This is a genomic window from Pseudarthrobacter sp. Pseusp20, assembly GCF_059492155.1.
Map to the genome: position 1 here is coordinate 3,722,230 of NZ_CP168521.1, position 24,890 is coordinate 3,747,119.

At 63.9% G+C, this 24,890-nt stretch carries 20 protein-coding genes and 1 pseudogene; 7 read left to right on the top strand and 14 right to left on the bottom strand.

What is annotated here, in order from left to right:
* The first annotated feature begins 149 nt into the window (after positions 1–149).
* The 5 genes from ACEN9K_RS17275 to ACEN9K_RS17295 all read left to right on the top strand — a co-directional run bounded on the left by ACEN9K_RS17275 (position 150) and on the right by ACEN9K_RS17295 (position 6,269).
* Positions 150–1,535 (top strand): sugar transferase, encoded by a 1,386-nt coding sequence (locus ACEN9K_RS17275; protein ID WP_495634739.1) that lies wholly within the window; start codon positions 150–152, stop codon positions 1,533–1,535.
* A gap of 58 nt (positions 1,536–1,593) precedes the next feature.
* Positions 1,594–2,907: a UDP-glucose dehydrogenase family protein gene (locus ACEN9K_RS17280; protein WP_495634740.1), complete on the top strand. Its 1,314-nt coding sequence runs from the start codon at positions 1,594–1,596 to the stop codon at positions 2,905–2,907.
* Positions 2,908–2,915: 8 nt separating this feature from the next.
* Entirely contained in the window at positions 2,916–4,793 is a 1,878-nt protein-coding gene (locus tag ACEN9K_RS17285; RefSeq protein WP_495634741.1) for a DUF4012 domain-containing protein, read from the top strand.
* Between the two features lie 171 nt (positions 4,794–4,964).
* The gene (locus ACEN9K_RS17290) at positions 4,965–5,567 is read left to right on the top strand and encodes an LPXTG cell wall anchor domain-containing protein (protein ID WP_495634742.1); all 603 of its coding nucleotides are present in this window, start codon (positions 4,965–4,967) and stop codon (positions 5,565–5,567) included.
* 291 nt (positions 5,568–5,858) lie between these two features.
* Positions 5,859–6,269: a VanZ family protein gene (locus ACEN9K_RS17295; RefSeq protein ID WP_495634743.1), complete on the top strand. Its 411-nt coding sequence runs from the start codon at positions 5,859–5,861 to the stop codon at positions 6,267–6,269.
* 10 nt (positions 6,270–6,279) lie between these two features.
* On the opposite strand, the gene galU is transcribed toward ACEN9K_RS17295, so the two are convergent.
* From galU to ACEN9K_RS17320, 5 genes and pseudogenes are all read right to left on the bottom strand, one after another.
* Positions 6,280–7,170: a UTP--glucose-1-phosphate uridylyltransferase GalU gene (gene galU, locus ACEN9K_RS17300; RefSeq protein WP_134164035.1), complete on the bottom strand. Its 891-nt coding sequence runs from the start codon at positions 7,168–7,170 to the stop codon at positions 6,280–6,282.
* A 9-nt stretch (positions 7,171–7,179) separates the two neighbouring features.
* The gene (locus ACEN9K_RS17305) at positions 7,180–7,989 is read right to left on the bottom strand and encodes an enoyl-CoA hydratase/isomerase family protein (protein ID WP_495634744.1); all 810 of its coding nucleotides are present in this window, start codon (positions 7,987–7,989) and stop codon (positions 7,180–7,182) included.
* 24 nt (positions 7,990–8,013) lie between these two features.
* A pseudogene (locus ACEN9K_RS17310) lies at positions 8,014–8,139 on the bottom strand (2Fe-2S iron-sulfur cluster-binding protein); the annotation flags it as partial.
* Positions 8,140–8,220: 81 nt separating this feature from the next.
* Positions 8,221–11,052 (bottom strand): FAD-binding and (Fe-S)-binding domain-containing protein, encoded by a 2,832-nt coding sequence (locus ACEN9K_RS17315; RefSeq protein WP_495634745.1) that lies wholly within the window; start codon positions 11,050–11,052, stop codon positions 8,221–8,223.
* The gene (locus ACEN9K_RS17320; RefSeq protein ID WP_495634746.1) at positions 11,052–12,770 is read right to left on the bottom strand and encodes an L-lactate permease; all 1,719 of its coding nucleotides are present in this window, start codon (positions 12,768–12,770) and stop codon (positions 11,052–11,054) included. The genes ACEN9K_RS17315 and ACEN9K_RS17320 overlap by 1 nt, the downstream gene beginning before the upstream one ends.
* Before the next feature lie 156 nt (positions 12,771–12,926).
* Between ACEN9K_RS17320 and ACEN9K_RS17325 the strand changes: the two genes are divergently transcribed.
* Positions 12,927–13,619: a GntR family transcriptional regulator gene (locus ACEN9K_RS17325; protein WP_018768753.1), complete on the top strand. Its 693-nt coding sequence runs from the start codon at positions 12,927–12,929 to the stop codon at positions 13,617–13,619.
* Between the two features lies 1 nt (position 13,620).
* Here the strand turns inward: ACEN9K_RS17325 and ACEN9K_RS17330 are convergent, their stop codons facing one another.
* The 3 genes from ACEN9K_RS17330 to ACEN9K_RS17340 form a co-directional block, all read right to left on the bottom strand.
* Positions 13,621–14,346, bottom strand: coding sequence for a FadR/GntR family transcriptional regulator (locus ACEN9K_RS17330; RefSeq protein WP_495634747.1), 726 nt, complete (start codon positions 14,344–14,346; stop codon positions 13,621–13,623).
* 111 nt (positions 14,347–14,457) lie between these two features.
* Entirely contained in the window at positions 14,458–15,828 is a 1,371-nt protein-coding gene (locus ACEN9K_RS17335) for an FAD-binding oxidoreductase (protein ID WP_026265688.1), read from the bottom strand.
* A 102-nt stretch (positions 15,829–15,930) separates the two neighbouring features.
* Positions 15,931–17,676, bottom strand: a complete 1,746-nt coding sequence (locus ACEN9K_RS17340) for an L-lactate permease (protein WP_495634748.1) — start codon at positions 17,674–17,676, stop codon at positions 15,931–15,933.
* 227 nt (positions 17,677–17,903) lie between these two features.
* Here ACEN9K_RS17340 and aceB point away from each other — a divergent pair, with 227 nt between their 5' ends.
* Positions 17,904–19,520, top strand: a complete 1,617-nt coding sequence (gene aceB, locus ACEN9K_RS17345) for a malate synthase A (RefSeq protein WP_224084102.1) — start codon at positions 17,904–17,906, stop codon at positions 19,518–19,520.
* Between the two features lie 145 nt (positions 19,521–19,665).
* On the opposite strand, the gene ACEN9K_RS17350 is transcribed toward aceB, so the two are convergent.
* Genes ACEN9K_RS17350 through paaA form a run of 6 tightly spaced genes read right to left on the bottom strand, consistent with a single transcriptional unit; the run spans position 19,666 to position 24,531 of the window.
* Complete coding sequence (locus ACEN9K_RS17350) at positions 19,666–20,451, bottom strand: enoyl-CoA hydratase/isomerase family protein (protein ID WP_224084103.1); 786 nt, start codon at positions 20,449–20,451, stop codon at positions 19,666–19,668.
* Positions 20,452–20,475: 24 nt separating this feature from the next.
* On the bottom strand, positions 20,476–21,702 hold the full coding sequence (gene paaE / locus ACEN9K_RS17355; protein ID WP_018768759.1) for a 1,2-phenylacetyl-CoA epoxidase subunit PaaE: 1,227 nt from the start codon (positions 21,700–21,702) through the stop codon (positions 20,476–20,478).
* A gap of 9 nt (positions 21,703–21,711) precedes the next feature.
* Complete coding sequence (gene paaD, locus ACEN9K_RS17360; protein ID WP_495635718.1) at positions 21,712–22,233, bottom strand: 1,2-phenylacetyl-CoA epoxidase subunit PaaD; 522 nt, start codon at positions 22,231–22,233, stop codon at positions 21,712–21,714.
* 5 nt (positions 22,234–22,238) lie between these two features.
* Positions 22,239–23,162, bottom strand: coding sequence for a 1,2-phenylacetyl-CoA epoxidase subunit PaaC (gene paaC / locus ACEN9K_RS17365; RefSeq protein WP_495634749.1), 924 nt, complete (start codon positions 23,160–23,162; stop codon positions 22,239–22,241).
* Positions 23,159–23,539: a 1,2-phenylacetyl-CoA epoxidase subunit PaaB gene (gene paaB / locus ACEN9K_RS17370; RefSeq protein WP_223992514.1), complete on the bottom strand. Its 381-nt coding sequence runs from the start codon at positions 23,537–23,539 to the stop codon at positions 23,159–23,161. Before paaB ends, paaC begins: the two co-directional genes overlap by 4 nt.
* Positions 23,536–24,531: a 1,2-phenylacetyl-CoA epoxidase subunit PaaA gene (gene paaA / locus ACEN9K_RS17375; protein ID WP_134164041.1), complete on the bottom strand. Its 996-nt coding sequence runs from the start codon at positions 24,529–24,531 to the stop codon at positions 23,536–23,538. Before paaA ends, paaB begins: the two co-directional genes overlap by 4 nt.
* Positions 24,532–24,890 lie beyond the last annotated feature (359 nt).

Here is a 24,890-nt window from a genome sequence, read left to right on the forward strand (position 1 = left end):
TCCGGCCCCCGAACAAGTAGGTTTTCGCCTTGGACCATTATGATCAAGTCCAGGTCCGGGGTGGGCTTGGAGGTCTTGTGGGGGAATCAGTGGCTGGTGCTGGGTTGAGATGGCGGTCTACTTACGCGCGTCGCCTGCGCATCGTTGACATGCTTGTTGTTGTGTGGGCTGTCGCCGGTGCATTTGGTGTCAGATTTGGGTTTTTTGATAGTCAGTCAACACACGATGTTCGCGACATTGACTACGTCCTTCTGTCCTGCGGGCTCGCCCTCGCGTGGTGGGTAATGCTCGAAGTTTGGGGATCTAGAGAGCCCCGGGTACTTGGGAGCGGCACCGAGGAATACAAGCGAGTCATCGCAAGTACCGCCTGGCTATTCGGGTTCGTAGCAATCGTGTCTTATGCTTTGCGGATTGATACAGCTCGCGGCTACGTTGGTTTGGCATTTCCTGCTGGTGCCTTTGGTTTGTTGGCGGCCCGATGGCTAGTTCGACAGCACCTGAGTCTGGAGCGCAAGCGGGGCAAGAGCAGCTCACGCGTCCTGATTATTGGGGGGCCGCACTCGGCTAGGCATTTAGTTCAGTCCCTTGAAAGCGCCCCAGCCGCAGGGTACAGGCCTGTGGCCGTATATCTACCCGGAGCGGACCAATCGTTTATCGATGAGCATGCACTTGCCGTTCCAATAACGGGAGTGCAATCGGATTTTTCCAGCATTCTGGGTGCAATAACCGAAGCGGACGTCGATGCCGTCGCAGTCTCGGCTGGAGTAAACCTGCACCCTCAAGACTTGCGTCGTCTCGGGTGGGAGTTGGCCGCCAGGGATATCGGCATGATTCTGGCGCCGGCCCTGACCGACGTTGCTGGCCCACGAATTCATACTCAGCCTGTTGCCGGCTTGCCGTTGATCCACGTATCAACTCCGAAGCTAACTGGTGGGAAGAAAGTTGCAAAGCGTACATTCGATATCTTAGTCGCCGGATTACTCGTTGTTGCCCTCATTCCCGTGTTCCTTCTTCTCGCCGTCCTCGTTCGCCTTACTGATCCTGGTCCCGTCTTCTACAAACAGGAACGAGTAGGATTGCGGGGGACAACTTTCGATATGCTGAAATTCAGGTCCATGAAGGTCAACGCAGACTCGGAGTTGCAGACTCTGCTGTCGGCTCAGGGATCCGCCGATAAGCCTCTTTTCAAAGTGGCCGATGACCCTCGCGTCACCTCCCTCGGCCGCATATTACGGAAATTTTCTCTTGATGAACTGCCGCAGCTCCTAAACGTTTTAGGCGGCAGCATGAGCTTGGTGGGCCCTCGCCCCCAACGGGCCGGTGAGGTTGCTTTGTATGACGATGCAGCACACCGACGACTATATGTCAGCCCTGGCATGAGCGGACTCTGGCAAGTCAGCGGTCGATCAAATCTTACTTGGGAAGAGAGTATCCGTTTGGACCTCTACTACGTTGAGAATTGGTCTCTAATGGGTGACATAGTCATTCTTTTCAAAACATTCAAGGCAGTTCTCAGAAGCACGGGTGCGGTGTAGTGCAGCCGTCGCTAACATTCGGGCGGCACACGCCACAAATTTTAGAATTGGGGAAATAATGCGCGTTTCCGTTATTGGATGCGGTTATCTAGGCGCTGTGCACGCGGCCTGCATGGCAAAGCTCGGTCACGACGTTGTAGGAGTTGACGTTGATGAGCGCAAAATTGCGGACTTATCTGCTGCCCGTGCCCCATTTTTTGAGCCCGGACTTGAGGACCTGCTCCAAGAAGTCCAAAAAACGGGTCGTTTGGCTTTTACGACCGACATGTCAGTCGTTAAAGGCAGTGAGGTGCACTTCGTCTGCGTAGGGACTCCGCAGAAAAAGGGAGAAAACGGAGCAGACCTCAGCTATGTTGATGCGGCCACCACCGCCTTGCTCCCACATCTTTCACCAGGAGATCTCGTTGTGGGTAAGTCGACCGTCCCTGTTGGAACCGCAGCCAGGTTGTCTGAGGTCGTTAAGGGGGCTCAGTCGACCGCCGAACTGGCCTGGAATCCAGAGTTCCTCCGTGAAGGGCACGCTGTGTCAGACACACTGACGCCCGACCGACTCGTGTATGGGGTGCTCGACGGAAGCGAGGACCACAACGCCGTCCGGACACTAGACCGGGTCTATGCTGGTCCGTTGGAAGCTGGAACGCCGCGGCTGGTCACGGACTTACCTACCGCAGAATTGGTAAAGACTGCCGCAAACTCGTTTTTGGCAACAAAGATTTCTTTCATAAATGCAATGGCCGAGCTTTGTGATGCTGCCGGTGCGGATGTCACGCTTCTGGCAGACGCCATCGGCATGGACGATAGGATCGGCCGCAAATTTCTGAACGCTGGTATCGGATTCGGGGGCGGGTGCCTTCCCAAAGACATACGAGCTTTTATGGCTCGTGCTGGTGAATTGGGCGCGGACCAAGCCCTGACGTTTTTACGTGAGGTGGATGCGATCAACATGCGACGCCGAACCCGCGTTGTTGAGCTAACTCGTGAGCTGTGCGGAGGATCCCTTCTTGGACAGCGGATCACCGTTTTGGGAGCCGCATTCAAGCCGGAAAGTGACGATGTACGGGACTCGCCAGCTCTTAGCATTGCCGCTCAGCTGCAACTCCAAGGAGCAGTAGTGACTGTAAGTGATCCAGAAGCACTCAAAAACGCGGCACGTCGATTCCCCGAACTCCACTACGAAAAATCTACGGAGGTTGCGCTGCGCGGCGCCGATGCCATTCTTTTGCTGACTGAGTGGCAGGAATACCGGGACCTTGACCCCTACGAGGCTGCGGCGCTTGTCTCGGCCACTCGAATTCTGGATGGGCGGAATGCCCTGAACTCCAACAAATGGCGGGCTGCCGGTTGGACTTTTCGCGGCCTCGGCCGGCCCTGACAATGACCATGAGCAACAAAGACAATTGCGAAGCTCCTACGTCCCCACCTGGTCGGAGCGCCAAGCGCCGAAGCCGTTTTCCTAAACGCCGCCTTCTTGTAAAAGTCGGTTTGCCTTTAGTAGCCCTCGTGCTCGTTATGTTTGGCTGCGCAGCCTGGTTGGGTCTCAAAGCGACGTCTATCAGGACAAACCTAGAGGCCGCCTCCGCGCTTATCCCGCAACTCAAACAGGAAATTGTCGCGTCGGATGCCAATTCGGCTGAAAATACTGTCGCGGAAATGCGCGGGCACACCTCCCAGGCACGAACGGATGTGGGAGATCCCGTATGGGCTCTCGCGTCCGGACTACCCTGGGTCGGACCCAACCTCAGCGCCATTTCCGAGGTGGCCAGATCGGCCGACGATGTTGCTACGCTCGGCCTGACGCCGCTGGTCCGTGTCTATGAATCCTTGAATTGGAATGCCCTTATTCCCAGCGATGCAGGTTCGAACCTTGAGCCGCTTCGGTCCGCAGCCCCGAGCGTGGCTTCGTCGGCTTACGCCGTTCGCGCTTCGTCGCAAAGGCTGGAAGAAATCGACCCTGGCCAACTTCTGCCCCAGATAGCCAAGCCGCTGGGGGACGCCACGGCGGAACTGAAGCTTGCGAGTGGAGCCCTGAGTTCTGCCGCGGATGCAGCAAACATAGCCCCTGCAATGCTTGGCGCTGACGGCACAAAAAATTACCTGCTCATAATTCAAAACAACGCAGAGGCACGGGCTTCGGGCGGAATACCGGGTGCGCTGGCGGTACTGACATTCGACCATGGGAAGCTCACACTCGGCACTCAGGGCAGCGCAGGGGACGTCGGCATTATGTCACCCGTGGTATCTGTGGATCCGCAACAGCAGCAGATCTACTCGACGCGGCTAGGGAAGTACTTCCAAGACGTGAATCTCACTCCCGACTTTCCTACTGCTGCGAGTAGCGCCCAAACAATGTGGGAAAGAAAGACTGGGCAACGTGTGGACGGAGTCATTTCCATCGACCCGCTTGTCCTTAGCTACATCCTTCAGTCCACGGGACCAGTTTCAGTTGATGGCCCCGAACTGGCGTCGGTCAAGGCATCAGGCTTGCCCACGGTGCTGACGGGTGACAACGTCGTAAAGACTCTGCTCTCAGACGTCTACGCGAAAATCAAGCAACCTAAGCTACAGGACGCATATTTCGCTGGTGTCGCAAAGGAAGTCTTCTCCGCGCTCTCCAGCGGCAAGGGCGAAGCCAAAGCACTCATCAGCGGCATTACACGCGGCGCGGGAGAAGGGCGCGTCCTCATTTGGTCCTCCAACGCGTCCGAACAGTCCGTGATTTCAAAATATGCACTTAGCGGCTCCATCTCTGGTCCCAGTGTGCCGCCTGCTCAGTTTGGCGTCTACTTTAACGACGGGACCGGCGCCAAGATGGACTACTACGTCAAGCGCACAGTCCAGCTGGTCAAGGAGTGCCCTGCAGACGGGTACGAAGAAACCACCGTACGTGTTACTAGCACTAATACAGCACCTGCCGATGCTGCCACTTCACTTCCGGCCTACGTGACAGGGGCAGGTGCTTTTGGCATCACACCGGGTACAGTCCAAACAAATGTCGTCGCCTACGGACCCGCACAAGCAAACGTGGAGTCAGCCACCGTTGACGGCCAGAAAACCCCGTTTGCGCCGTACTTGCACGCGAACAGGCCAGTAGGCGTTGTTGCCCAACAGCTTGCGCCTGGCGAAAGCAAGACCGTCGAGTTCACTTTCGGAAAAATTGTTCAACACACGGAACCTAACGTGGTTGTCACACCAACCGTGCAGCATGTAAAGGACGTTATCCTTCCGATGGAAAATGCCTCTTGTGATCAAGGCCAGTGACGGTCGCGTTAACACTATGTAAACCGACTGGATTGAGGTTGGTTACAACCGATCCGGGATGGTACCTTCTATCTGGGATAACTATCCGTAGTTCTGCACATGGTCTCGTGCGGAGGGGACATCTCCCCAAAATCGGGTATCAAAAACTTAAACGTCTCCGGGGGGACAAAAATGAAGAAAACACTCGCCGCACTCGCGCTTGCAGGCTCCATCGCACTTATCGGCTCGGCTCCTGCCATGGCCGCCACATACCCGGCTCTTCCGCCGCAGGCAGCTGTTTCCGATGGCGTTGTTGGCCCGGGCGAAACCTTCGTCTTCCGCGGCCAGGGCTTCCTTGCCGGTGAACGGCTGATCATCCGCGTCACGCCCGGCCAGGCTCCTGCCTCCAATGGCGCCAACATTGCCGGAAGCCGCGCGGTAGCTGGCCGCATCGCCGTTGTCACCGAAACCCAGAACCTGTCTGCTGTTGCTGACGCTCAGGGTGCAGTCGCACTGCCGATCGCCATCAGCGAGGCGGGCACCTATTCCATCACCGCTACCGGCGAGACCTCTGGTGTCACCGTCGGCCCCGTCACAGTCACCGTGGCAGCTTCACTGGCCAACACCGGCGGCAACGCTGCCGGCGCTCCGCTGGCCAACACCGGCGGCCTTGCCAACACCGGTGCCGACTCCGGCCTTGTTCTCTGGACCCTGGTTGGCGCAGGTGCACTTGCTGCCGGCGCAACCTCGGTAGTGGTGGTCCGCCGCCGCGCCAAGGCAGAGGCTGCTGCCTAACAACGCTTTTCCAGCACCAACGAAGGTGGGTGCTTCTCCGGAAACGGAGAAGCACCCACCTTTTGCTTTGTGTGGTATCTATTTGATCTATGGGGAGACATTGGCGCAGAGCACCACGAGAGTACGACTTTTCCATCCCGCTCCCCCAGCCCAGGGCGCTGCACTACATGCTTCTTATGCTGCTAGCTACAGCAGCCTTCGGAACCGCGGTGTTCGCCCTAGTACGGGCCTCTTGAGGTCCGTTTGACGTTCCTTCACAACTATCGCTTCTGGCGCAAGGTTCTGGCAGCTATGCTCATTCCGCTGGCGCTCGTTGCTTTCTGGCCGTCACCGGTGGATAAGCCTGTCTCGGGACAACTCACCGCGATCCTGCATTTCCTACACGGCCACGGCATCCCTGGCTGGTTCAATTACAAATTTGTGGAGGCCGCCGCCAACGTCGTCCTATTTGTACCGGTCGGTTTTGTGAGTGCACTCGCATTTCCAGAAAAACGCTGGTGGCAGATCGGGGCATTCGGATTGCTGGTTTCCGGCTGCATCGAGCTGGGCCAGCTCTTGTTTCTTCACGAGCGCTTTGCAAGCCCGTCAGACATCGTGACAAACACGTCAGGAGCTGTCATGGGAGGCCTCCTGGCAGCCTTGGCGGCCCAAACACGCAGGAGGCCCGCCACCTTCCGGCAACGGGCCTCCAAGAAGCAATAGAGAGTCGGGGCTAGCCGACGAAGTTCTTCATCCAGGTCTTCAGGTCCTCGCCGAACTCCACACGCTCGGATGCGAGAGTGATCACGGCCTTAAGGTAGCTGAGCTTGTCGCCGGTGTCGTAACGGCGGCCCTTGAAGACCACGCCGTAAACGCCAGAGCCCTCGCCCTCGCCGGCGGCAAGGGTCTGCAGGGCGTCCGTCAACTGGATCTCGTTGCCGCGGCCCGGCTCGGTGTTCTCAAGAACCCCGAACACGGAGTGGTGCAGCACGTAGCGTCCGATCACGGCTAGGTTGGACGGAGCTTCGCCGACGGCCGGCTTCTCCACAAGGCTGTTGACGCGCACGTAGTCCTCGCCATCCACGGCAGTGATGTCTGCGCAGCCGTAGGCACTGATCTGCGACGGATCAACTTCGATCAAAGCGATCACAGAACCACCGGTCTTCTGCTGCACCTCCATCATGGTGCTCAGGAGGGTCTCTGCCTCGTCGATGAGGTCGTCACCCAGCAGGACGGCGAACGGCTCGTCACCCACGTGCTGCTGGGCGCACAGGACCGCGTGGCCCAGGCCCTTGGCCTCGCCCTGGCGGACATAGTGGATGGGGCCCAGGTTGGAGGCGTACTCCACCAGGCCCAGCTTGTCCTTGTCCCCCTTGGCTTCGAGCGCGGCCTCCAGGCCCGGCTCGCGGTCAAAGTGGTCCTCCAGGGCCCGCTTGTTGCGGCCCGTGATCATCAGCAGGTCCGTGAGGCCTGCGTCAATCGCTTCCTCCACCACATACTGGATGGCCGGGCGATCAACCACCGGCAACATTTCCTTCGGCATTGCCTTGGTGGCGGGCAGGAAGCGTGTCCCCAATCCGGCAGCAGGAATGACGGCTTTGGTAATAGCTTTCCCCTTAGTCATAGCTGAACCTTACAAATCAGCGGCAGACAAAGGCAATTTACCGCCGGTGAATTTCGGTTCGCGCTTCTCCTGGAAGGCCCGGAAACCCTCCGCGTAGTCGTCGGTTTTGCAGAGGCGTGCCTGCTCCTCGTTTTCCTCCTGCATGGCCTGCCACAGGCCCAGCCGCTGGTCACGGATGTGCGCCACCAGCTCCTTGGACGCAACGAACGCCTCGGTGGCACCTGCAGCAACGCGCGAAACGATCGCCCGCGTGGAGTCCAGCAGCTCGGCGGCCGGCATGGCACGGCTGAACATCCCCTGCGCCACCGCCTCCGCACCGGAGATCAGGTCCGCCGTGTAGATCAGGTCCAGCGTCCGGTGCATGCCCATCCGCTCCGTGAAGTACCAGTGCCCGCCCGAGTCCAGCGTGGCCCCCAGCTTGGCGAACGGCGAGCCGAACTTGGCGTTCTCCGCCACGTACACCACGTCCGTGGCCAGCAGCAGCCCCAGCCCCACGCCCAGGCAGGCCCCCTGCGCCGCAGCAAACGTAGGAGCCGGAAAGGAAGCCGTCTTCTTCAGCAGCGGCTCCACCAGCCCGCCCAGGTAGGCGGCGGCGTCGTCGCTCTCCGGGGTGACCCCCGCAATGTCCCGGCCCGCGCAGAAGGCGCGGCCCTCCCCCCTCAGCAGCAGCGCCCGCACCTCACCGCGCGAGGCGGCGGCAGCAGCGTCGTCGTACGCCTGTGCTAAATCCCGCAGCGCCTGCTCATCCAGCGAGTTCAGCTTGTGGGGTGCGTCCAGGACGACTTCTGCAACACCGTTGCTGATGGAAAGGGAAATCATGGGGCTCCTTTAGTGAGTAACAACTTAGACGTCGAAGTCGACCGTGACTTCCTTGCTGGTGGGGTGGCTCTGGCAGGTCAGCACGTAGCCCCTGTCCAGCTCATCCTGCTCCAGCGCGTAGTTCTCGTCCATGGTCACGTCTCCTTGGACTCATCCACCACCACGGGACGGCCGGCAGCGGGGCTATCCGCTGCTGTCCGGGAGAGCACGTGGCGGGAAGATACCGGTTCCCTATCGCGTGACCTCTTCCAGCAGTTCCAGCACGTGCCGGTAGTCCTGGCCCGTGGCGCGGGTCATGCCCAGCTCGCAGGTGCGGTTGCACGAGGCGTGCGCCGTCGCGTCCAGTTGCTCCACTTCCAGAGCCTGCTTCCGGGTGGCGGATGCCGTGAGCTCGGGGTGGAGCATTCCGCGGTCCCCCGCGAAGGCGCAGCAGCCCCAGTTCACCGGCACATCCACCTTCTCCGCCACGGCCTGGGCCACCGATTCCAAGGCACCGTTGATCCCCATCCGTGTGGAAGAGCAGGTGGGGTGCAAGGCCAGGGACTCGAGCTTTGCGTGCTCCGGCAGCCTGGGCAGGATGCGCTCGGCGACGAAGTCCACGGCATCCACGATCCGCAACGGCCGCTGACCTACCAGTGGGTCGTCGGCTTCCACCACCTGCCGGAGGCCCTCGGTGCAGGACGACGCATCACAGATGATGGCCAGCTCGCCGTCCCGGGTTGCCTCCCGCAGCGCTGCCAGGGTCTTCTCCTTCATGGTCGCCTGGCCGGCCCCCATTCCCTTCGAAGACCACGGCGTCCCGCAGCAGAGGGAATCGATGCCCTCCGGGACCAGCAGCGTGATCCCGGCCCGTTCACACAGCTGCTCCAGGCTGTACTGGACGCCCCGTCCGCCAGCGGGACCACCGGGTTGGGAACCCGCACCGGCCGGCCCGAACATCGTCCCCACGCAGGCGGGGAAGTAGACGGCGTCCGATGCCCGGTCCGGCGTCGGGCGCTTGCGTGCGGAACCGCCGCCGGGCAGTTCGGGCGAGTACAGGGGCACCGTGTCCGTGCCCAGCACCGCACGCGCCGCCTTGTTGGGCGCCACGACGGCCGGGGCCGGCAGCCTGTCCACCACGGTCAGGGCCAGCGAAGCCCCGCGCGTGACCCCGCCCCAGTGCCTGGCCGCAGCGTTCCAGGCCGCGTTGGCCACCGGACCGGCGTCCTCGCGGCGCAACCGCTTGACCAGCAAGCCGGTGTTGATGTCCACGGGGCAGGCCGTCTGGCACATGCCGTCCACGGCGCAGGTCTGCACGGACTCGTAGTCGTAGTCCCGCTCCAGCTCTTCAACCAACGCCGTGTCGCCGGCGAGCCGTGCGGCCTCGATGGCGCGCAGGGTGACGATGCGCTGGCGGGGCGTCAGGGTCAGGTCCTTGCTGGGGCACACCGGCTCGCAGTACCCGCAGGAGACGCAGCGGTCCACTTCCTCAGCCACCGGCGGCGCCGTCTTGATGTGCCGCAGATGCGCCTTGGGATCATCGTCCATGAGCACGCCGGGATTGAGCATGCCGGCGGGATCGAACAGCTCCTTGATCCGGCGCATTACGCCGTACAGCTCGTCCCCGTACTGCCGCCGCACATACGGTGCCATCACCCGGCCGGTGCCGTGCTCCGCCTTGAGCGAGCCGCCCTCCCCCAGGACCAGGTCCACCATGTCCTCGGTGAACGCACTGTACCTGTCCAGCTCCTCCGCCGTGGCGAAGCCGTCCGTAAGCATGAAGTGGACGTTGCCGTCCTTCGCATGCCCAAAGATCACACTGTTTTCGTACCGGTACTTGTCGAACAGCCTTATCAATTCACGGCACGTGCGGCCCAGGACCGGGACCGGCACCACAATGTCCTCCAGCAGTGCCGTGGTCCCCTGCGGCCGGGCACCCGCCACGGAGGCGTACAGGCCCTTGCGCAGGTGCCACAGCTGGGCGCGGGCGGACGCATCAGCAGTGAACTGCGCCGGGGCCGCCAGCTTGAGGCCGGCGAGGGCGCGTTCGCCCACCTCACGCAGGGCCGCAACCTGGTCCGGCTGCCCGGCGGAGTATTCCACCAGCAGCGCCGCGTGTTCGCGCACCGCAAGGTCGCGTACGACGGCGGGAGTTCCCTTCAGCGTCTGGCCCACCTTGAGCGAGAGCGCGTCCAGGAGTTCCACCGTGGCGGCGCCGGTGTCCACCAGCGCCGGCAACGCCGCGTTGGCGGCCTGCAGGTCCGGGAAGACAAGCAAGCCGGTGGCGGAGTGCGAAAGCCGCGGGATGGTCCGGAACACCGCCTCTGCCACGAAGCCCAGGGTGCCTTCGCTGCCGACGATCAGGTGCGCCAGCATTTCCACCGGGCGCGTGTAGTCCAGCAGGGAGTTCAGGCCGTAGCCCATGGTGTTCTTCATGCTGAACTGCTGCCTGATGCGGTTCACGGAATCGCTGTTCCCCCGCACCCTTGCCGCGAGCTGCACCAGGCCGTCATACAGTTCCGGTTCCAGCGTCCGCAGCCGGGTGTCCGCGTCCATTGCCCCGGTGTCAATTACCGTCCCGGACGGCAGCACCACGGTGAGCGACTCGAGCGTGCGGTAAGCATTGTCCACCGTTCCGCAGTTCATGCCCGAGGAGTTGTTCGCCACCACGCCGCCGATGGTGCACGCGGCCTCGCTGGCCGGGTCCGGCCCGAACTTGCGCCCGTAGGGCGCCAGCCGCGCATTCAGGGCCCGCACCGTGACTCCCGGCTGCACGCGGACCCGCGCACCGCCGTCGAGCACTTCAACATCCCGGAAGTTGCGGCGCACGTCCACCAGCACGCCGTCCGTGACGGCCTGTCCGCTGAGGCTGGTGCCGCCGGAGCGAAGGGTGAGCGGAACGCCCTGCGCCGCGCTGGCCCGGAGCAGCGCGCCCACCTCCGCGGCGTCCTTGGCCACGGCCACCGCCTGGGGGATGAGCAGGAAGTGCGAGGCGTCATGGGCGTTGGCGTGCAGGTCGATGGCGCGGGTCTTCACCTGTGCGGGATCGGCCACGGCCTGCCGGAAAAATTCGAGTTTCTGCATCAGGGAACCATCCAGCCGAGTAGGGGGGTGGATTGCAGGAAGATCAGTACCGTGATGAGGGCCAGCAGGCCCAGGCTCCAGCCGATCAGCTTGCGGAACAGGATTCCCTCTGCGCCTTCCAGCCCCACCGCGGCGGCGGCGACGGCCAGGTTCTGCAGGGAGAGCATCTTGCCCATGACGCCGGCCGAGGAGTTGGCGGCGGCCATCAGTACCGGGGAGAGTCCGGTCTGCCCGGCGGCGGTGGCCTGCATCTGGCCAAAGAGGGAGTTGGATGATGTGTCCGAGCCGGTGAGGGCCACGCCGATCCAGCCGATCAGCGGCGAAAGGAGTGCGAAGAAGCCGCCGGCCGAGGCAAGGGCGAATCCCAGCGTGGTGGTCTGCCCGGACAGGTTCATGACGAAGGACAGGGCCAGGACGGTGGTGACCGTGACGATGGTCCAGCGCAACTGCTTCAGGGTTTCCCAATAGACGCGCAGGCTTTTGCCAACCGGGATTCTGTACAGCGCCATGGTGAGCAGGCCGGAGAGCAACAACAGCGTCCCGGTGGATTTGAGGTGGTCCAGCTTGAACTTGGTGGCCGCTACCGCTTTGCCCTCCGAGTCCTCAATGTGCAGGCCGGGCCAGGCGAACGTCACGGTGCCCACCTGCCCCAGCCAGGTTTTGATGAACGGGATCTGGGCGATGGAAAACACGGCGATGATGATCAGGTAGGGCGCGACGGCGAGCCACACCTCACGGGGCGCTGGGCGGGAATTGTCCGTGGGGACTCCGGAACGGTCCGGAACGCTCCCCTGCCGGGCACCCGCCGTCGTTCTTACCTGCGTGCCGTTGCCGACCGCACTCTCTCGGCCGGCCATGGCTGGAACCGACACATCCTGTACCGATCCTTCCACGCGCACCGACTCTTTCGGCTGCCAGGCCTTCAGCATCAGCAGGACCGCCGCCACCGTGACCACCGCGGCCACCACGTCCGTCAGTTCCACGGCGAGGAAGTTGGAGGTGATGAACTGCGCGGCGGCGAACGCGGCGCCGGCCACCAGTGCAACGGGCCAGGTCTGCTTGAGGCCGCGCCTGCCGTCCACGATGAAGACCAGGAGCAGCGGCACGATGAGGGCGATGAAGGGGGTTTGGCGGCCCGCCATCGAGGAGAGGTCGTGCAGCGACAGGCCGGTGACGCCGTTCAGGGCGATGATGGGCGCGGCCATGGCGCCAAAGGCCACCGGGGCGGTGTTGGCCAACAGCGAGACGACGGCGGACTTGAGCGGTTTCATGCCGGCGGCCATCAGCATGGCTGCGGAGATCGCGACGGGCGCGCCGAAGCCTGCCAGCGATTCGAGGAGCGCACCGAAGCAGAACGCAATCAGGATCGAGAGGATCCGCAGGTCGTTGGAGATGGAGCGGATGGTCCGGCCCAGGGCGTCGAACCAGTGCGTGGCCACGGTGAGCTTGTAGATCCAGAGCGCATTGACGAGGATCCACAGGATGGGAAACAGCCCGTAGAAGATGCCCGCGGCGGTGGCGCTGAGGGCCTGGTCCAGGGGCATCTGCCAGCCTGCGACGGCCAGGACGAAGGACAGGACCAGGCTGGCGATGGCAGCTTTGGCGGCCTTGACCCGGAAGACGCCCAGCAGGACGAACAGTAGGACCAGGGGAAGGGCCGCGCACAGGGCGGAAAGCAGGAGGGACCCGGCGATGGGGTCAAGGATCTGCTGAAACATTGGACTCCAGATGGTGAGCGGCGCCACATCGGCGTGACGACTCATCGATTGTCTAACAAGTACACATGTCCGTCAAGAGCGATGAATACTTGTCTGGCAAAATGGGATGGAGACGCCCCTTGTTTGCTCGAAACTTATTTGTTGGAACGGAGATCTGTGGCCGGCCGTATTGCAGCTGTCTCGATTGTGGAAGCGGTGGCTTCGGATCTGCGGCTCCGCATTTTCTCCGGTGAGCTACCCTCCGCCCACGCGCTGACGGAGACGGACGTGGCTACGTCCTACGACGTCGCTCGCCCCACCGCGAAGGCAGCCATCGAGAAGCTGGTGGCCGAGGGCCTGCTGGTTCGCGGCACGCACAAGACCGCCCGGGTGGCGGACCTGGGACCGGAATCGGTGCGGGATATCTACCTGGCCCGGGCGTACCTGGAGAGCGAAGTGCTTCGCCGGCTCGCCGCCGCACGCACAGTGCCCGCCGGGGCGGTACAGGCCAACCGGGATATCGCTGCGCTGGCCACCGGAGCGCCGCTGGACGTGGTGGAACCGGACATGCGGTTCCACACCAGCCTGATCGACGCCGTGGGGAACGAGCGGATCAGCAGGATGTACTCGTCCCTCGTGGCCGAAGTACGCCTGTGCATGTCCCGGGTACAGTCGCTGCACCTCCTGGACACCACTTTGATCCAGGCTGAACACGAAAAGCTCCTGAAGCTGATCGAGGCCGGACAAGGCGAAGAGGCCGCCCAGCTCCTGGACCAGCACCTGGGACGCGCCCGCGAGCGCCTGGTGGCCGCGATGGGCGGCGAGGCGGGCCCGGAAGCGGACCTGCCGTCCATGCCGGTGCGGCAGTAACTCAGCGCACCCTGTCAGCTGTCTGTTCGTACAGCCATGCGATATGGCTCCGCAGCAGCTCCGCGGCGCGCTCGGCGTCCTTTGCCTCCACAGCATCGAAGATCCCGTGGTGGTGGGCCCTCAGCTGCTCCAGCACCATGGGCCACTGCCCAAGGGCATCCAGGGCGTCCTTGAGGTAGCCACGGATTGAGCCGCTGAGCGACTCCATGATCGTTTCGATAACCGTGTTACCGCCCATGGCACTGAGGGCCAGGTGGAACTCCGCGTCGAGGGCGTGGAATGTTTCCGGATCGATGTCCGGGGCATCCATGGCCTCAAGCAGTTCCCTGGCCCGCTGGATCCCGGCCGGGTCGTCGTGCAGGGCCGCCGTCCTGGCTGCCCAGGTTTCCAGAAGAATCCGGGCTTCGACGATCTCCTCAACCGGAAGACGGCTGCTGGCAATGTGCAGGCGTAGGGTGGCGGACAAGCCGGCTGACGGCTCGGAAACGATGACCGAGCCAGACTTGGGGCCGGACCTGTTGGAACTTCGAAGGACCCCCATGGCGTCCAGCAGGCGCATGGCTTCGCGCACTGAAGCGCGCGAAATGCCGTAGGTTTCCGCCAGTATCCGTTCACCTGGCAGCTGATCCCCGATTTTGAACCGGCCAGAGCGCAGCCCCGCCTCAATATCCTCTACCAGGACGTCGTACGTCCGCCTGGATCCCGGTGCCACCGAAGGTTTGGTCATGGATCCATCCTGCCCTAACAACCAGCACCTGCATTCTGTCCTGCTGCGCCACGGAGAACCGGCGCAGCAGGACAGAAGCGGATCAAGGAACCGTGGGACGGGTTGTCCGGCTCAGATTGCCTTGCCGGGATTGAGGATTCCCTGGGGGTCGAAGACATTGCGGATGGCGCGCTGGAGTTCCAGCGAGGTGCTGCCGAGCTCGTCCTCGAGCCAATCGCGCTTGAGCAGGCCGACGCCGTGTTCCCCGGTCAGCGTGCCGCCCAGGCGCTGTGCCAGGTAGAACATGTCGCCAAGGGCCTTTTTGGCCGGTCCTTCCGTGATGGATTGGTCGGGGTTGACGACGATCATCGGGTGCAGGTTGCCGTCCGCTGCGTGGGCCACATTGAAGATCCGGACCCCCGTCTTCCGGGAGATGTCCTCCAGCCCCGCAAAGACATCTGCCAGCCGGTTCCGCGGCACGCCGATGTCGCAAATGGACACGCGGCCCAACGTCTCAAGCGAGGGAATCGCTTCCCGCCGGGTGGCCACGAGCGCATCCGCTGCCGACGTGTCCACTGCTTTCTCGACGTGACTGGCGAAGGGTTCAATGGCTTTGAGGAGGACGTCCTGCTCAAGGAACGCGCCGTACCCGTCAGTCTGCGCCAGCAGGAAGGCGCCGCCCTTGGACCGGTGGTTGGTGCCATGCACGGTATCGACGGCTTCCAGCGTGGGGCCGTCCATGAGTTCCAGCACCGAGGGCTGCAGCCGGGCGGCGATGATGGCGGATGCTGCCAGCGCGGCGGCGTCCACGTCCGGGAAATAGGCGGCGACGGTGGCGGTCTGGATGGGTTTGGGCCGCAGACGGAGCGTAGCTTCGACCACCACGCCCAGCGTTCCCTCGGAGCCGATCATCAGCGCGTTCAGGTCGTACCCCGTGACGCCCTTGATGGTGTTCCGCCCGGTCCGCAGCACCCGGCCGTCGGGCAGGACCACGCGGAGGGCGAGCACGGATTCCCGTGTAACCCCATATTTTGCGCACCACATTCCGCCGGCATTGGTGGCAATGTTGCCGCCGATGGAGCAGATTGCCGTGCTGGCCGGGTCCGGCGCATAGAAGAGTCCATGCTCCCCCGCGGCCGCGTTCACCTCCGCGTTGAGGACGCCGGGTTCAACCACGGCCAACTGCTCCACGGGATCGATGTGCAGGATCCGGTTCATCCGGGCCAGGTCAAGGACTACTTCCCCGGCCTGCGCGGAAGCTCCGGCGGCAAGGCCCGTTCCGGCTCCCCGGGGAACCACCGGGACATTGTGGGCCGCGGCAAGCTTCATGGTTGCCACAACTTCTTCGGCACTGGTGGCATAAACGACGCCATCGGGCAGGCTCGGCGGAACGTAGCCGGAACGGTCCGTGCTTACCCTGACCCGCTCATCCAGGTCTGTGGAGGTGTGAGCGCTTGCAGCCAAAAGCGCTGCTGATGCTGTGACAGCTGTAGTTGTACTCATGGGAAGGAAACCTCTTTGTTTTCTAGGGTGGGTTCTTTGGGCACCCGGCCGGGCGGAACCGCTCCGCCCGGCCGTATTCCCGGTGTGCAAGGGTGGCGCCGGCTAGGGGATCATCCAGCCGAGTACCGGGGTGGACTGCAGGACGATCAGCACCGTGATCAGGGCCAGCAGGCCCAGGCTCCAGCCGATCAGCTTGCGGAACAGCGTGCCCTCGGCGCCCTCCAGGCCCACCGCCGCTGAGGCGACGGCCAGGTTTTGCAGCGAAAGCATCTTGCCCATCACGCCGGCCGAGGAGTTGGAGGCAGCCATCAGCACCGGCGGGAGGCCGGTCTGCGCGGCGGCGGTGGCCTGCATCTGCCCGAAGAGTGAGTTGGACGAGGTATCCGATCCGGTAAGGGCAACACCGATCCAGCCAATCAGCGGCGAGAGGAAGGCGAAGAAGCCGCCGGCGGACGCGAGGGCGAGGCCCAGGGAGGTGGTCTGTCCGGACAGGTTCATGACGAAGGACAGGGCCAGGACGGTGGTGACCGTGAGGATGGTCCAGCGCAGCTGCTTCAGGGTTTCCCAGTAAATGCGCAGGCCCTGGGCTGCCGACAGGCGGTACAGGATCATGGTGATGAGGCCGGAGACCAGAAGCAGGGTTCCGGTGGCTTTGAGGTGGTCGAACTTGAACTTCTGCGCGGCAACATGCTTCCCGCCGGCGTCCACGACGTCCAGGCCCGGCCAGGCGAAGCTGAGGCTTCCGTTGGCGCTCAGCCAGTCCTTGACTGCGGGGATCTGGGCGATGGAGAAGACGGCCATGATGATCAGGTAGGGCGCCACAGCCATCCAGATTTCCCGGCGGACGGGCCGCTCCGTGGCGCTGGGCCGCACCGCGACCCGGGTGGTCGCAGCCGCGGAGACAGCCTCCGTAACCGATGCGGATGCCGGTATCCTTGCCGAACCGCGGCTGGAGGATGACGGGCCGGACGGACGTCCTTCCTCAAGATCGCCCGACCCGCCGGACTGCCCGGACATATCAATGGTTTCCCGCGGCTGCCAGACACGGAGCATCAGCAGCACGGCGGCCACGGTAGCCACCGCAGCCACGACGTCGGTCAGTTCCACAGCGATGAAGTTGGACGTGATGAACTGGAAGATGCCAAAGACTGCGCCGGCCACCAGTGCAACGGGCCAGGTCTGCTTGAGGCCGCGCCTGCCGTCCACGATGAAGACCAGGAGCAGCGGCACGATGAGGGCGATGAAGGGGGTCTGGCGGCCGGCCATCGAGGACAGGTCGTGCAGCGACAGGCCGGTCACGCCGTTCAGGGCGATGATGGGCGCGGCCATGGCACCGAAGGCCACCGGCGCGGTGTTGGCCAACAGCGAGACGATGGCGGATTTCAGCGGCTTCATGCCGGCGGCCATCAGCATCGCCGACGTGATGGCAACCGGGGCGCCGAAACCGGCGAGTGATTCGAGGAGCGCGCCGAAGCAGAACGCAATCAGGATCGACAGGATCCGCAGATCGTTGGAGATGGAGCGGATGGTCCGGCCCAGGGCATCAAACCAAGGCGTGGCCACCGTGAGTTTGTAGAGCCAGAGCGCGTTAATGAGGATCCACAGGATGGGGAACAGGCCGTAGAAGGCTCCTTCTGCCGTGGCGCTGAAGACCTGGTCCACAGGCATACGCCAGACCATCAGGGCCAGGAGGATGGACAGCGCCAGGCTGGCGATCGCGGCTATAGCCGCTTTCACCCGGAAGACGCCCAGCAGGACAAACAGGAGAATCAACGGCAACGCCGCGCAGAGCGCGGACAGGCCGAGTGAACCCCAGAGGGGGTCCACGACTTGCTGGTAAGTGCTCACAAAAAACTCCTTTGTATTTGGAGCGGGGAGGGTAGGGCGCGATGAATGGGATAAGAAACGCCGAGCGGTAATTCCACAATGTGAGATTGAGATATTGTCTCGTGGACAAACTGTATGTATTGGTCTGACCGCTAGTCAATGGTCTGACCGATTATTCTGAAGCTCTTGTTTTTTCATCTGGCAGAACATAATGTCCGTATCGTGAAACTCCTCGAAAGGACCAAGCAATGCCCCTGACCCGAACCGCTGCCCTGCCCTTTGACCGCGCCGCCGAAATCCTGACACCGGAAGCCCTGGACTTCCTCGCCGCACTCCATGGACGCTTCGCCGCCGAACGCGATGCCCGCCTTGCTGCACGGCAGGAGCGCCGTTCAGAAGCCGCAAAGACCGGAGCCCTGGACTTCCTGCCGGAGACAGCAGCCGTCCGCGAAGGCGACTGGACCGTTGCCTCGGCGCCCCCCGCCCTCCGGGACCGCCGGGTGGAAATCACCGGCCCATGCTCCCCCGCCAAGATGGCGATCAACGCCCTGAATTCGGGGGCAAAAGTATGGCTGGCAGACCTGGAGGATGCCAGCTGCCCCACCTGGTTCAACGTCATCGACGGCCAACTCTCGCTGTACGACGCCGCACGCGGAACCTTGGCCTACACATCCCCCGAGGGCAAGACGTACGCCCTTCGAACCGATGCGCCCACCGCCGTCGTCATCATGCGCCCCCGCGGCTGGCACATGGAGGAGCGGAACCTGGAATTCGACGGCAAGCCCGCCATCGGCGCCCTGGTGGATTTTGGACTGCACTTCTTCCACAACGCCAGGCAGCTCCTTGAGAACGGCCACGGCCCCTACTACTACCTTCCGAAGATGGAAAGCCACCTTGAAGCCCGGCTGTGGAACGACATCTTCGTTTTCGCACAGGACGCCATCGGCATCCCGCAAGGAACCATCCGGGCCACCGTCCTGGTGGAAACCATTCCCGCGGCCTTCGAGATGGACGAGATCCTGTATGAACTGCGGGACCACGCCTCCGGCCTCAACGCGGGGCGCTGGGACTACTTGTTCAGCATCATCAAGTATTTCCGCGATTCCGGTTCAAAATTCACCCTGCCTGACCGTGCAGCGGTATCGATGACCGTTCCCTTTATGCGCGCCTACACCGAACTCCTGGTCAAGACATGCCACCAGCGCGGCGCGTTTGCTATGGGTGGCATGGCAGCAGTCATTCCGAACCGCCGCGAGCCCGAAGTCACGGAAGAGGCGTTCGCAAAAGTACGGGCAGACAAGACCCGCGAGGCCAACGACGGATTCGACGGCTCCTGGGTTGCACACCCAGACCTCGTTCCCATCTGCATGGAGGTATTCGACCAGGTCCTGGGAGATGCCCCCAACCAGGTGCAGCGGACCCGCCCAGAGGTCCACGTCACCGCCGAACAACTGCTCGACATCGAGTCGGCACCCGGCGACGCCACCGAAGCCGGTCTTCGCGGGAACCTGTACGTTTCCATCGCCTACACCGCAGTGTGGCTGTCCGGGAACGGGGCAGTTGCCATCCACAACCTGATGGAGGATGCCGCGACGGCGGAAATCTCCCGGTCGCAGGTCTGGCAGCAAATCCGCAACGGGGTAGTCTTCGCCGACACGGGGAACACGGCAACCCGCGAACTGGTTGAGCGCCTGCTGGCCGAGGAAACGGAAAAGCTCCGGAACGAGGTGGGCGACGATCTGTTCAACCGGTACTACGGACCGGCATCCGGCATCATTTCCCGGATCTGCCTGTCCGAGGACTACACCGATTTCCTCACCACACCGGCCTACGAGCTACTGGAATCGGAGATGGCGGCCCGGTAGGGGTACCTGCCTGGGCGGTTTCAACCGATAGACGGCTGGAGGCCCGGCGCCAATGCGGCGGCGGACCTCCAGCCTCATCGATTGCTCCGTAACTGCCGTTTTCGGCCCCGGAAAGGACAGTTGCGGACCAATCGAGGAGGTGTAATCAGTGGCCGCCGGTGAATTTCGGTTCGCGCTTCTCCTGGAAGGCCCGGAAACCCTCCGCGTAGTCGTCGGTTTTGCAGAGGCGTGCCTGCTCCTCGTTTTCCTCCTGCATGGCCTGCCACAGGCCCAGCCGCTGGTCACGGATGTGCGCCACCAGCTCCTTCGAGGCAACGAATGCCTCGGTGGCACCTGCAGCAACGCGCGAAACGATCGCCCGCGTGGAGTCCAGCAGCTCGGCGGCCGGCATGGCACGGCTGAACATCCCCTGCGCCACCGCCTCCGCACCGGAGATCAGGTCCGCCGTGTAGATCAGGTCCAGCGTCCGGTGCATGCCCATCCGCTCCGTGAAGTACCAGTGCCCGCCCGAGTCCAGCGTGGCCCCCAGCTTGGCGAACGGCGAGCCGAACTTGGCGTTCTCCGCCACGTACACCACGTCCGTGGCCAGCAGCAGGCCCAGCCCCACGCCCAGGCACGCGCCCTGCGCCGCGGCAAAGGTGGGTGCGGGAAATGAAGCCATCTTCTTCAGCAGCGGCTCCACCAGCCCGCCCAGGTAGGCGGCGGCGTCGTCGCTCTCCGGGGTGACGCCCGCGATGTCCCGGCCCGCGCAGAAGGCGCGGCCCTCCCCCCTCAGCAGCAGCGCCCGCACCTCACCGCGTGAGGCGGCGGCAGCAGCGTCGTCGTACGCCTGTGCTAAATCCCGCAGCGCCTGCTCATCCAGCGAGTTCAGCTTGTGGGGTGCGTCCAGGACGACTTCTGCAACACCGTTGCTGATGGAAAGGGAAATCATGGGGCTCCTTTAGTGAGTAACAACTTAAACGTCGAAGTCGACCGTGACTTCCTTGCTGGTGGGGTGGCTCTGGCAGGTCAGCACGTAGCCCCTGTCCAGCTCATCCTGCTCCAGCGCGTAGTTCTCGTCCATGGTCACGCTGCCGGTGACCACCTTGGCCCGGCAGGTGCCGCACACTCCGCCGGCGCACGCGAACGGCACATCCGGGCGGACCCGCAGCGCCGCGTTGAGGATGGACTCGCGGGCGTGCGTGGGGCTGGCCACCTCGCCCTGCAGGCCGTCCAGCTTGAACGTGATCTTGTACGTCTCCTTGGACTCGTCCACCACCACGGGACGGCCGGCCTGCCCCTCCGGACGGTCCGGCTTGCCGGACGTGAACAGCTCGAACCGGATGTTCTCCGGCTTCACCCCGCGCTCGGCCAGGGTGTCCCGGCACAGCTGCACCAGCTCGAACGGCCCGCACAAGAACCACTCGTCCACATCGTCCGCGTGCAGGGCGGTGCCCAGCAGCTGCTGCAGCTTCTCGGCATCGATCCGGCCGGACAGCAGCGGCGCGATCCGCTGCTCGCGGGAGAGCACGTGGTGGATGGCCAGCCGCTGCGGGTACTTGTCCTTCAGGTCCGCCAGTTCCTCCAGGAACATCACGTCCATGGCGGCCTTGTTGGCGTAGATCAGATCGAACCGGGTGTCCGGGTTGGCGGCCAGCAGCGTCCGGGCGATGGCGATCACCGGGGTGATGCCGGACCCGGCCGCGATGGCCACGAAATTCCCCGGCTCCCCCGCCAGGTCCTCCGGGTGGTTCATGGAGTTCATGACATTCTGCTCCACGGCCACACCGTCCCGGCCATGCTTGGACACGAACGCGCCCATGGGGCTCATCACGTCCAGGGTGTCCCCCGCCTTCAGCTCGGCGTTGGCCCACGTGGAGAACAGCCCGCCCAGGTCCTTCTTGATGGCCACCCGGATCTCGCTGGTGCCGTCCGCGAAGCTGCGCGGCTCGGCGCAGATGGAGTAGCTGCGGCGGATCTCCTTGGGCTCGCCGTTCTCATCCGGCAGCGTGGTGCGCAGCGCCACGTACTGGCCGGGCAGGTAGTCGAACTTGCCGGCGAGTTCCGCCGGTACATGGAAGCTGACCTCGATGGCATCGTCGGTGAGCCGGCGCACCTCCTTCACGGTGAGGGTGTGGAAGGACGGACGACGGCGGCCGGTCAGCTCAGCCTCTTCGGCGGCGGTCTGGCGGACAACAGGCATGGGGCTTCCTTACAGGACTTTGAAGTAGTCGAACGGTTCCTTGCAGTCCTGGCACACATAGAGCGCCTTGCAGGACGTGGAACCGAAGCGGGTGAGTTCCTTGGTGTTGAGGCTGTTGCACTGCGGGCACTTCACGGCCAGGCTCAGCCGGACCGGGCCGGAGTGGCCGCCGGCCTTGCTGTGCCCGGTGGGCGGGGCGATGCCGTACTCCTGCAGCTTCTGCTTTCCGGCCTCCGTCATCCAGTCCGTGGTCCAGGCCGGGGCCAGGACCAGGTCCACGTGCACGTCCGCGTAGCCCTCCTTCTTGAAGGCGGCGTAGACGTCGTCGCGGATGGCGTCCATGGCCGGGCAGCCCGAGTACGTGGGCGTGATGGTGACAGTGACGCTGTTGCCCTGCACGTCCACGTTGCGCAGGATGCCCAGGTCCGCGATGGTGAGCACCGGGATCTCCGGATCCACCACGGTGGCCGCGATGTCCCAGGCCCGCTGCTGCGGGGTCCGGGTGCGGCTTTCGAAGTCCGAGATGTACATGGCTGTCACCAGCTGGCCCCGGGATGCTCGCGGGCCAGCACCTGCATCTCCGCAAGGATGTAGCCCAGGTACTCCGAGTGCTTGCCGTACCGGCCGCCGCCCGGGGCTGCGGGCACGTCCGGGACCTCCAGCTCGGCCTCGGTGAGGATTTCTGCGGTGAGGCGGTCAAAGTCCTCCCGGAGCGAGGAAGGCGCGACGGCGGCACCCGCCTCAGCGAGGCGCTGCGTCAGGTCATCGTCCTGGAACAGTTCGTTGACGTACGGCCACATCAGGCGCAGGCCGTGGATCATCCGCTTGCGGGATTCCTCGGTGCCGCCGGCCAGGCGCAGCACCCACTGGGCGCTGTGGTCCCGGTGGTAGTCCACTTCCTTGACGGCCTTGGCAGCGATGGCGGCCAGGGTTGCGTCCGTGGATCCGGTGAGGCGGCGGTAGAGCTCGTACTGGTAGTAGCTCACCACGAACTGGCGGGCGATGGTGGCCGCGAAGTCGCCGTTGGGCTGCTCGAACAGCTGGACGCTGCGGAACTCGTGCTCGCGGCGGAAGTACGCCAGGTCATCCTCGGACTTCGCCGAGCCGTCCTCGTCGGTGAACGCGGCGCCGGCGTAGGTGAGAAAGCTGCGGGCATGGCCCAGCTGGTCCAGGGCGATGTTGCCCAGGGCGATGTCCTCCTCCAGCTCCGGGGCGCGGGAGATCCAGTGGCCCAGGCGCTGTGCCAGGATAAGGGCGTCGTCGCCCAGGCGGAGGGCGTACTCGGCGATGTCCTCCGAGGGCTTCACCAGGCCGGTGCGGACCTCGAGGGCGATGTCCTCCGGGCGCAGGGCGTTGCCGGGGGTGATGCGGGTGGCGGAGGCGTTGGAGTCGCCGGCCACACCGGTGGAGATGTCGCCGTGGCCGGTGGTTTCGTGGGTGCTGGTTTCGGGGGTACTCACAGGTGCTTCACCCCTTCGCTCTTGGTGTAGTACGTGGCGTGCCGGTAGTCCTTGCCCTGCGGGGACTCGAAGAACGAGCCCTTGGAGTCGGGGTCACTCGCGGCGATGGCATCGGCCGGGACCACCCAGATGGAGACGCCCTCGTTGCGGCGGGTGTAGAGGTCCCGTGCATTCCGCAGGGCCATGGCGGCATCCGGGGCATGCAGGGATCCGGCGTGGACGTGGCTCAGGCCGCGGCTGGACCGGACGAAGACCTCCCAGAGGCCCCAGGCGCTCTTGTCATGGTGCTCCTGCGGGGCTGGCGATGCCTTGGGGGCTTCGCGGTTGATCTCGGTGGCGGAGCTGGCCGGGGTTTCCGGGTTGCCGTGCGGGCTCATGCTGCGTATTCCTTCTGCTGCTTTGCTGACTGTTTTGCTGCGTAAGCCGCCGCTGCCTCGCGGACCCAGGCGCCGTCGTCGTGCGCTGCCCTCCGCCGCTCAAGGCGCTGGGCGTTGCAGGGACCGCGGCCGGCCAGGACTTCCTGGAACTCGTGCCAGTCCAGCGGGCCGTGCTCCCACTTTTTGGTGTCCTCGTTGAAGCGGACCTGGTCATCGGGGAGGGTGAGGCCCAGGACCCTGACCTGCTCCACCATCATGCCCACGAAGCGGCTGCGGAGCTCGTCATTGCTGAACCGCTTGATGTTCCAGGCCATGGACTGCTTGGAGTTGGGGGAATCGTCGTCCGGCGGGCCGAACATCATCAGGGCCGGGGCGTACCAGCGGTTCACGGCGTCCTGGGCCATCTGCTTCTGCTCGGGGGTGCCGTTGGAGAGTTCGAGGAGGATCTCGAAGCCCTGGCGCTGGTGGAAGGACTCTTCCTTGCAGATGCGCACCATGGCGCGGCCGTAGGGTCCGTAGGAGGCGCGGCACAGCGGGACCTGGTTGCAGATGGCTGCGCCGTCCACCAGCCAGCCGATGGCGCCCATGTCCGCCCAGGTCAGGGCCGGGTAGTTGAAGATGCTGGAGTAGCGGGCCTTGCCGGCGATGAGGTCGTCCATCATCTTGTCCCGGGACTGGCCCAGGGTTTCGGCGGCGGAGTAGAGGTAGAGCCCGTGGCCGGCCTCGTCCTGGACCTTGGCCATGAGGATGGCCTTGCGCTTCAGGCTGGGGGCGCGGGAGATCCAGTTGGCCTCCGGCTGCATGCCGATGATCTCGGAGTGCGCGTGCTGGGACACCTGGCGCAGCAGGGTCTTGCGGTAGGCCGCGGGCATCCAGTCGCGGGGCTCGATACGCGAGTCCTCGGCGATGATCCGGTCGAAGTGGGCCTGGCCTGCGGCTTCTTCTTCCGGGGTTAGCTCAGCGGGCACTGACTGCAGGTTCTGCGCTGCCATGGTTGCTCCTATGCAAAGACCGTCTGGGACGTGCCGAATTATTTACCGACCGTTCGTTCAGGATATGCGGGAGCGCCGGACCTCGTCAAGCGTCCCCCTCCCCCTCGCGACGCCCCATCACTTCCTGCCCCCTTTCCCGCGATCCCCCATCACTTCCTGCACCCTTTCCCCAGACGCTCCATCAGGTCCTGCAAAAGGTGCGTGCCGCCGTCGTAATGGCCTGTCAACTCTGGTTTTGGCGCTGAGTCCGGTCTTATACTTTCCACGCCCTACCGGGCACAAATAACGAAACATCCCATGGCTCGGCGTTCCGACGCCGGCGACAGCAATGCGCGCAGTTTCTCCGTGAAGGATGGATG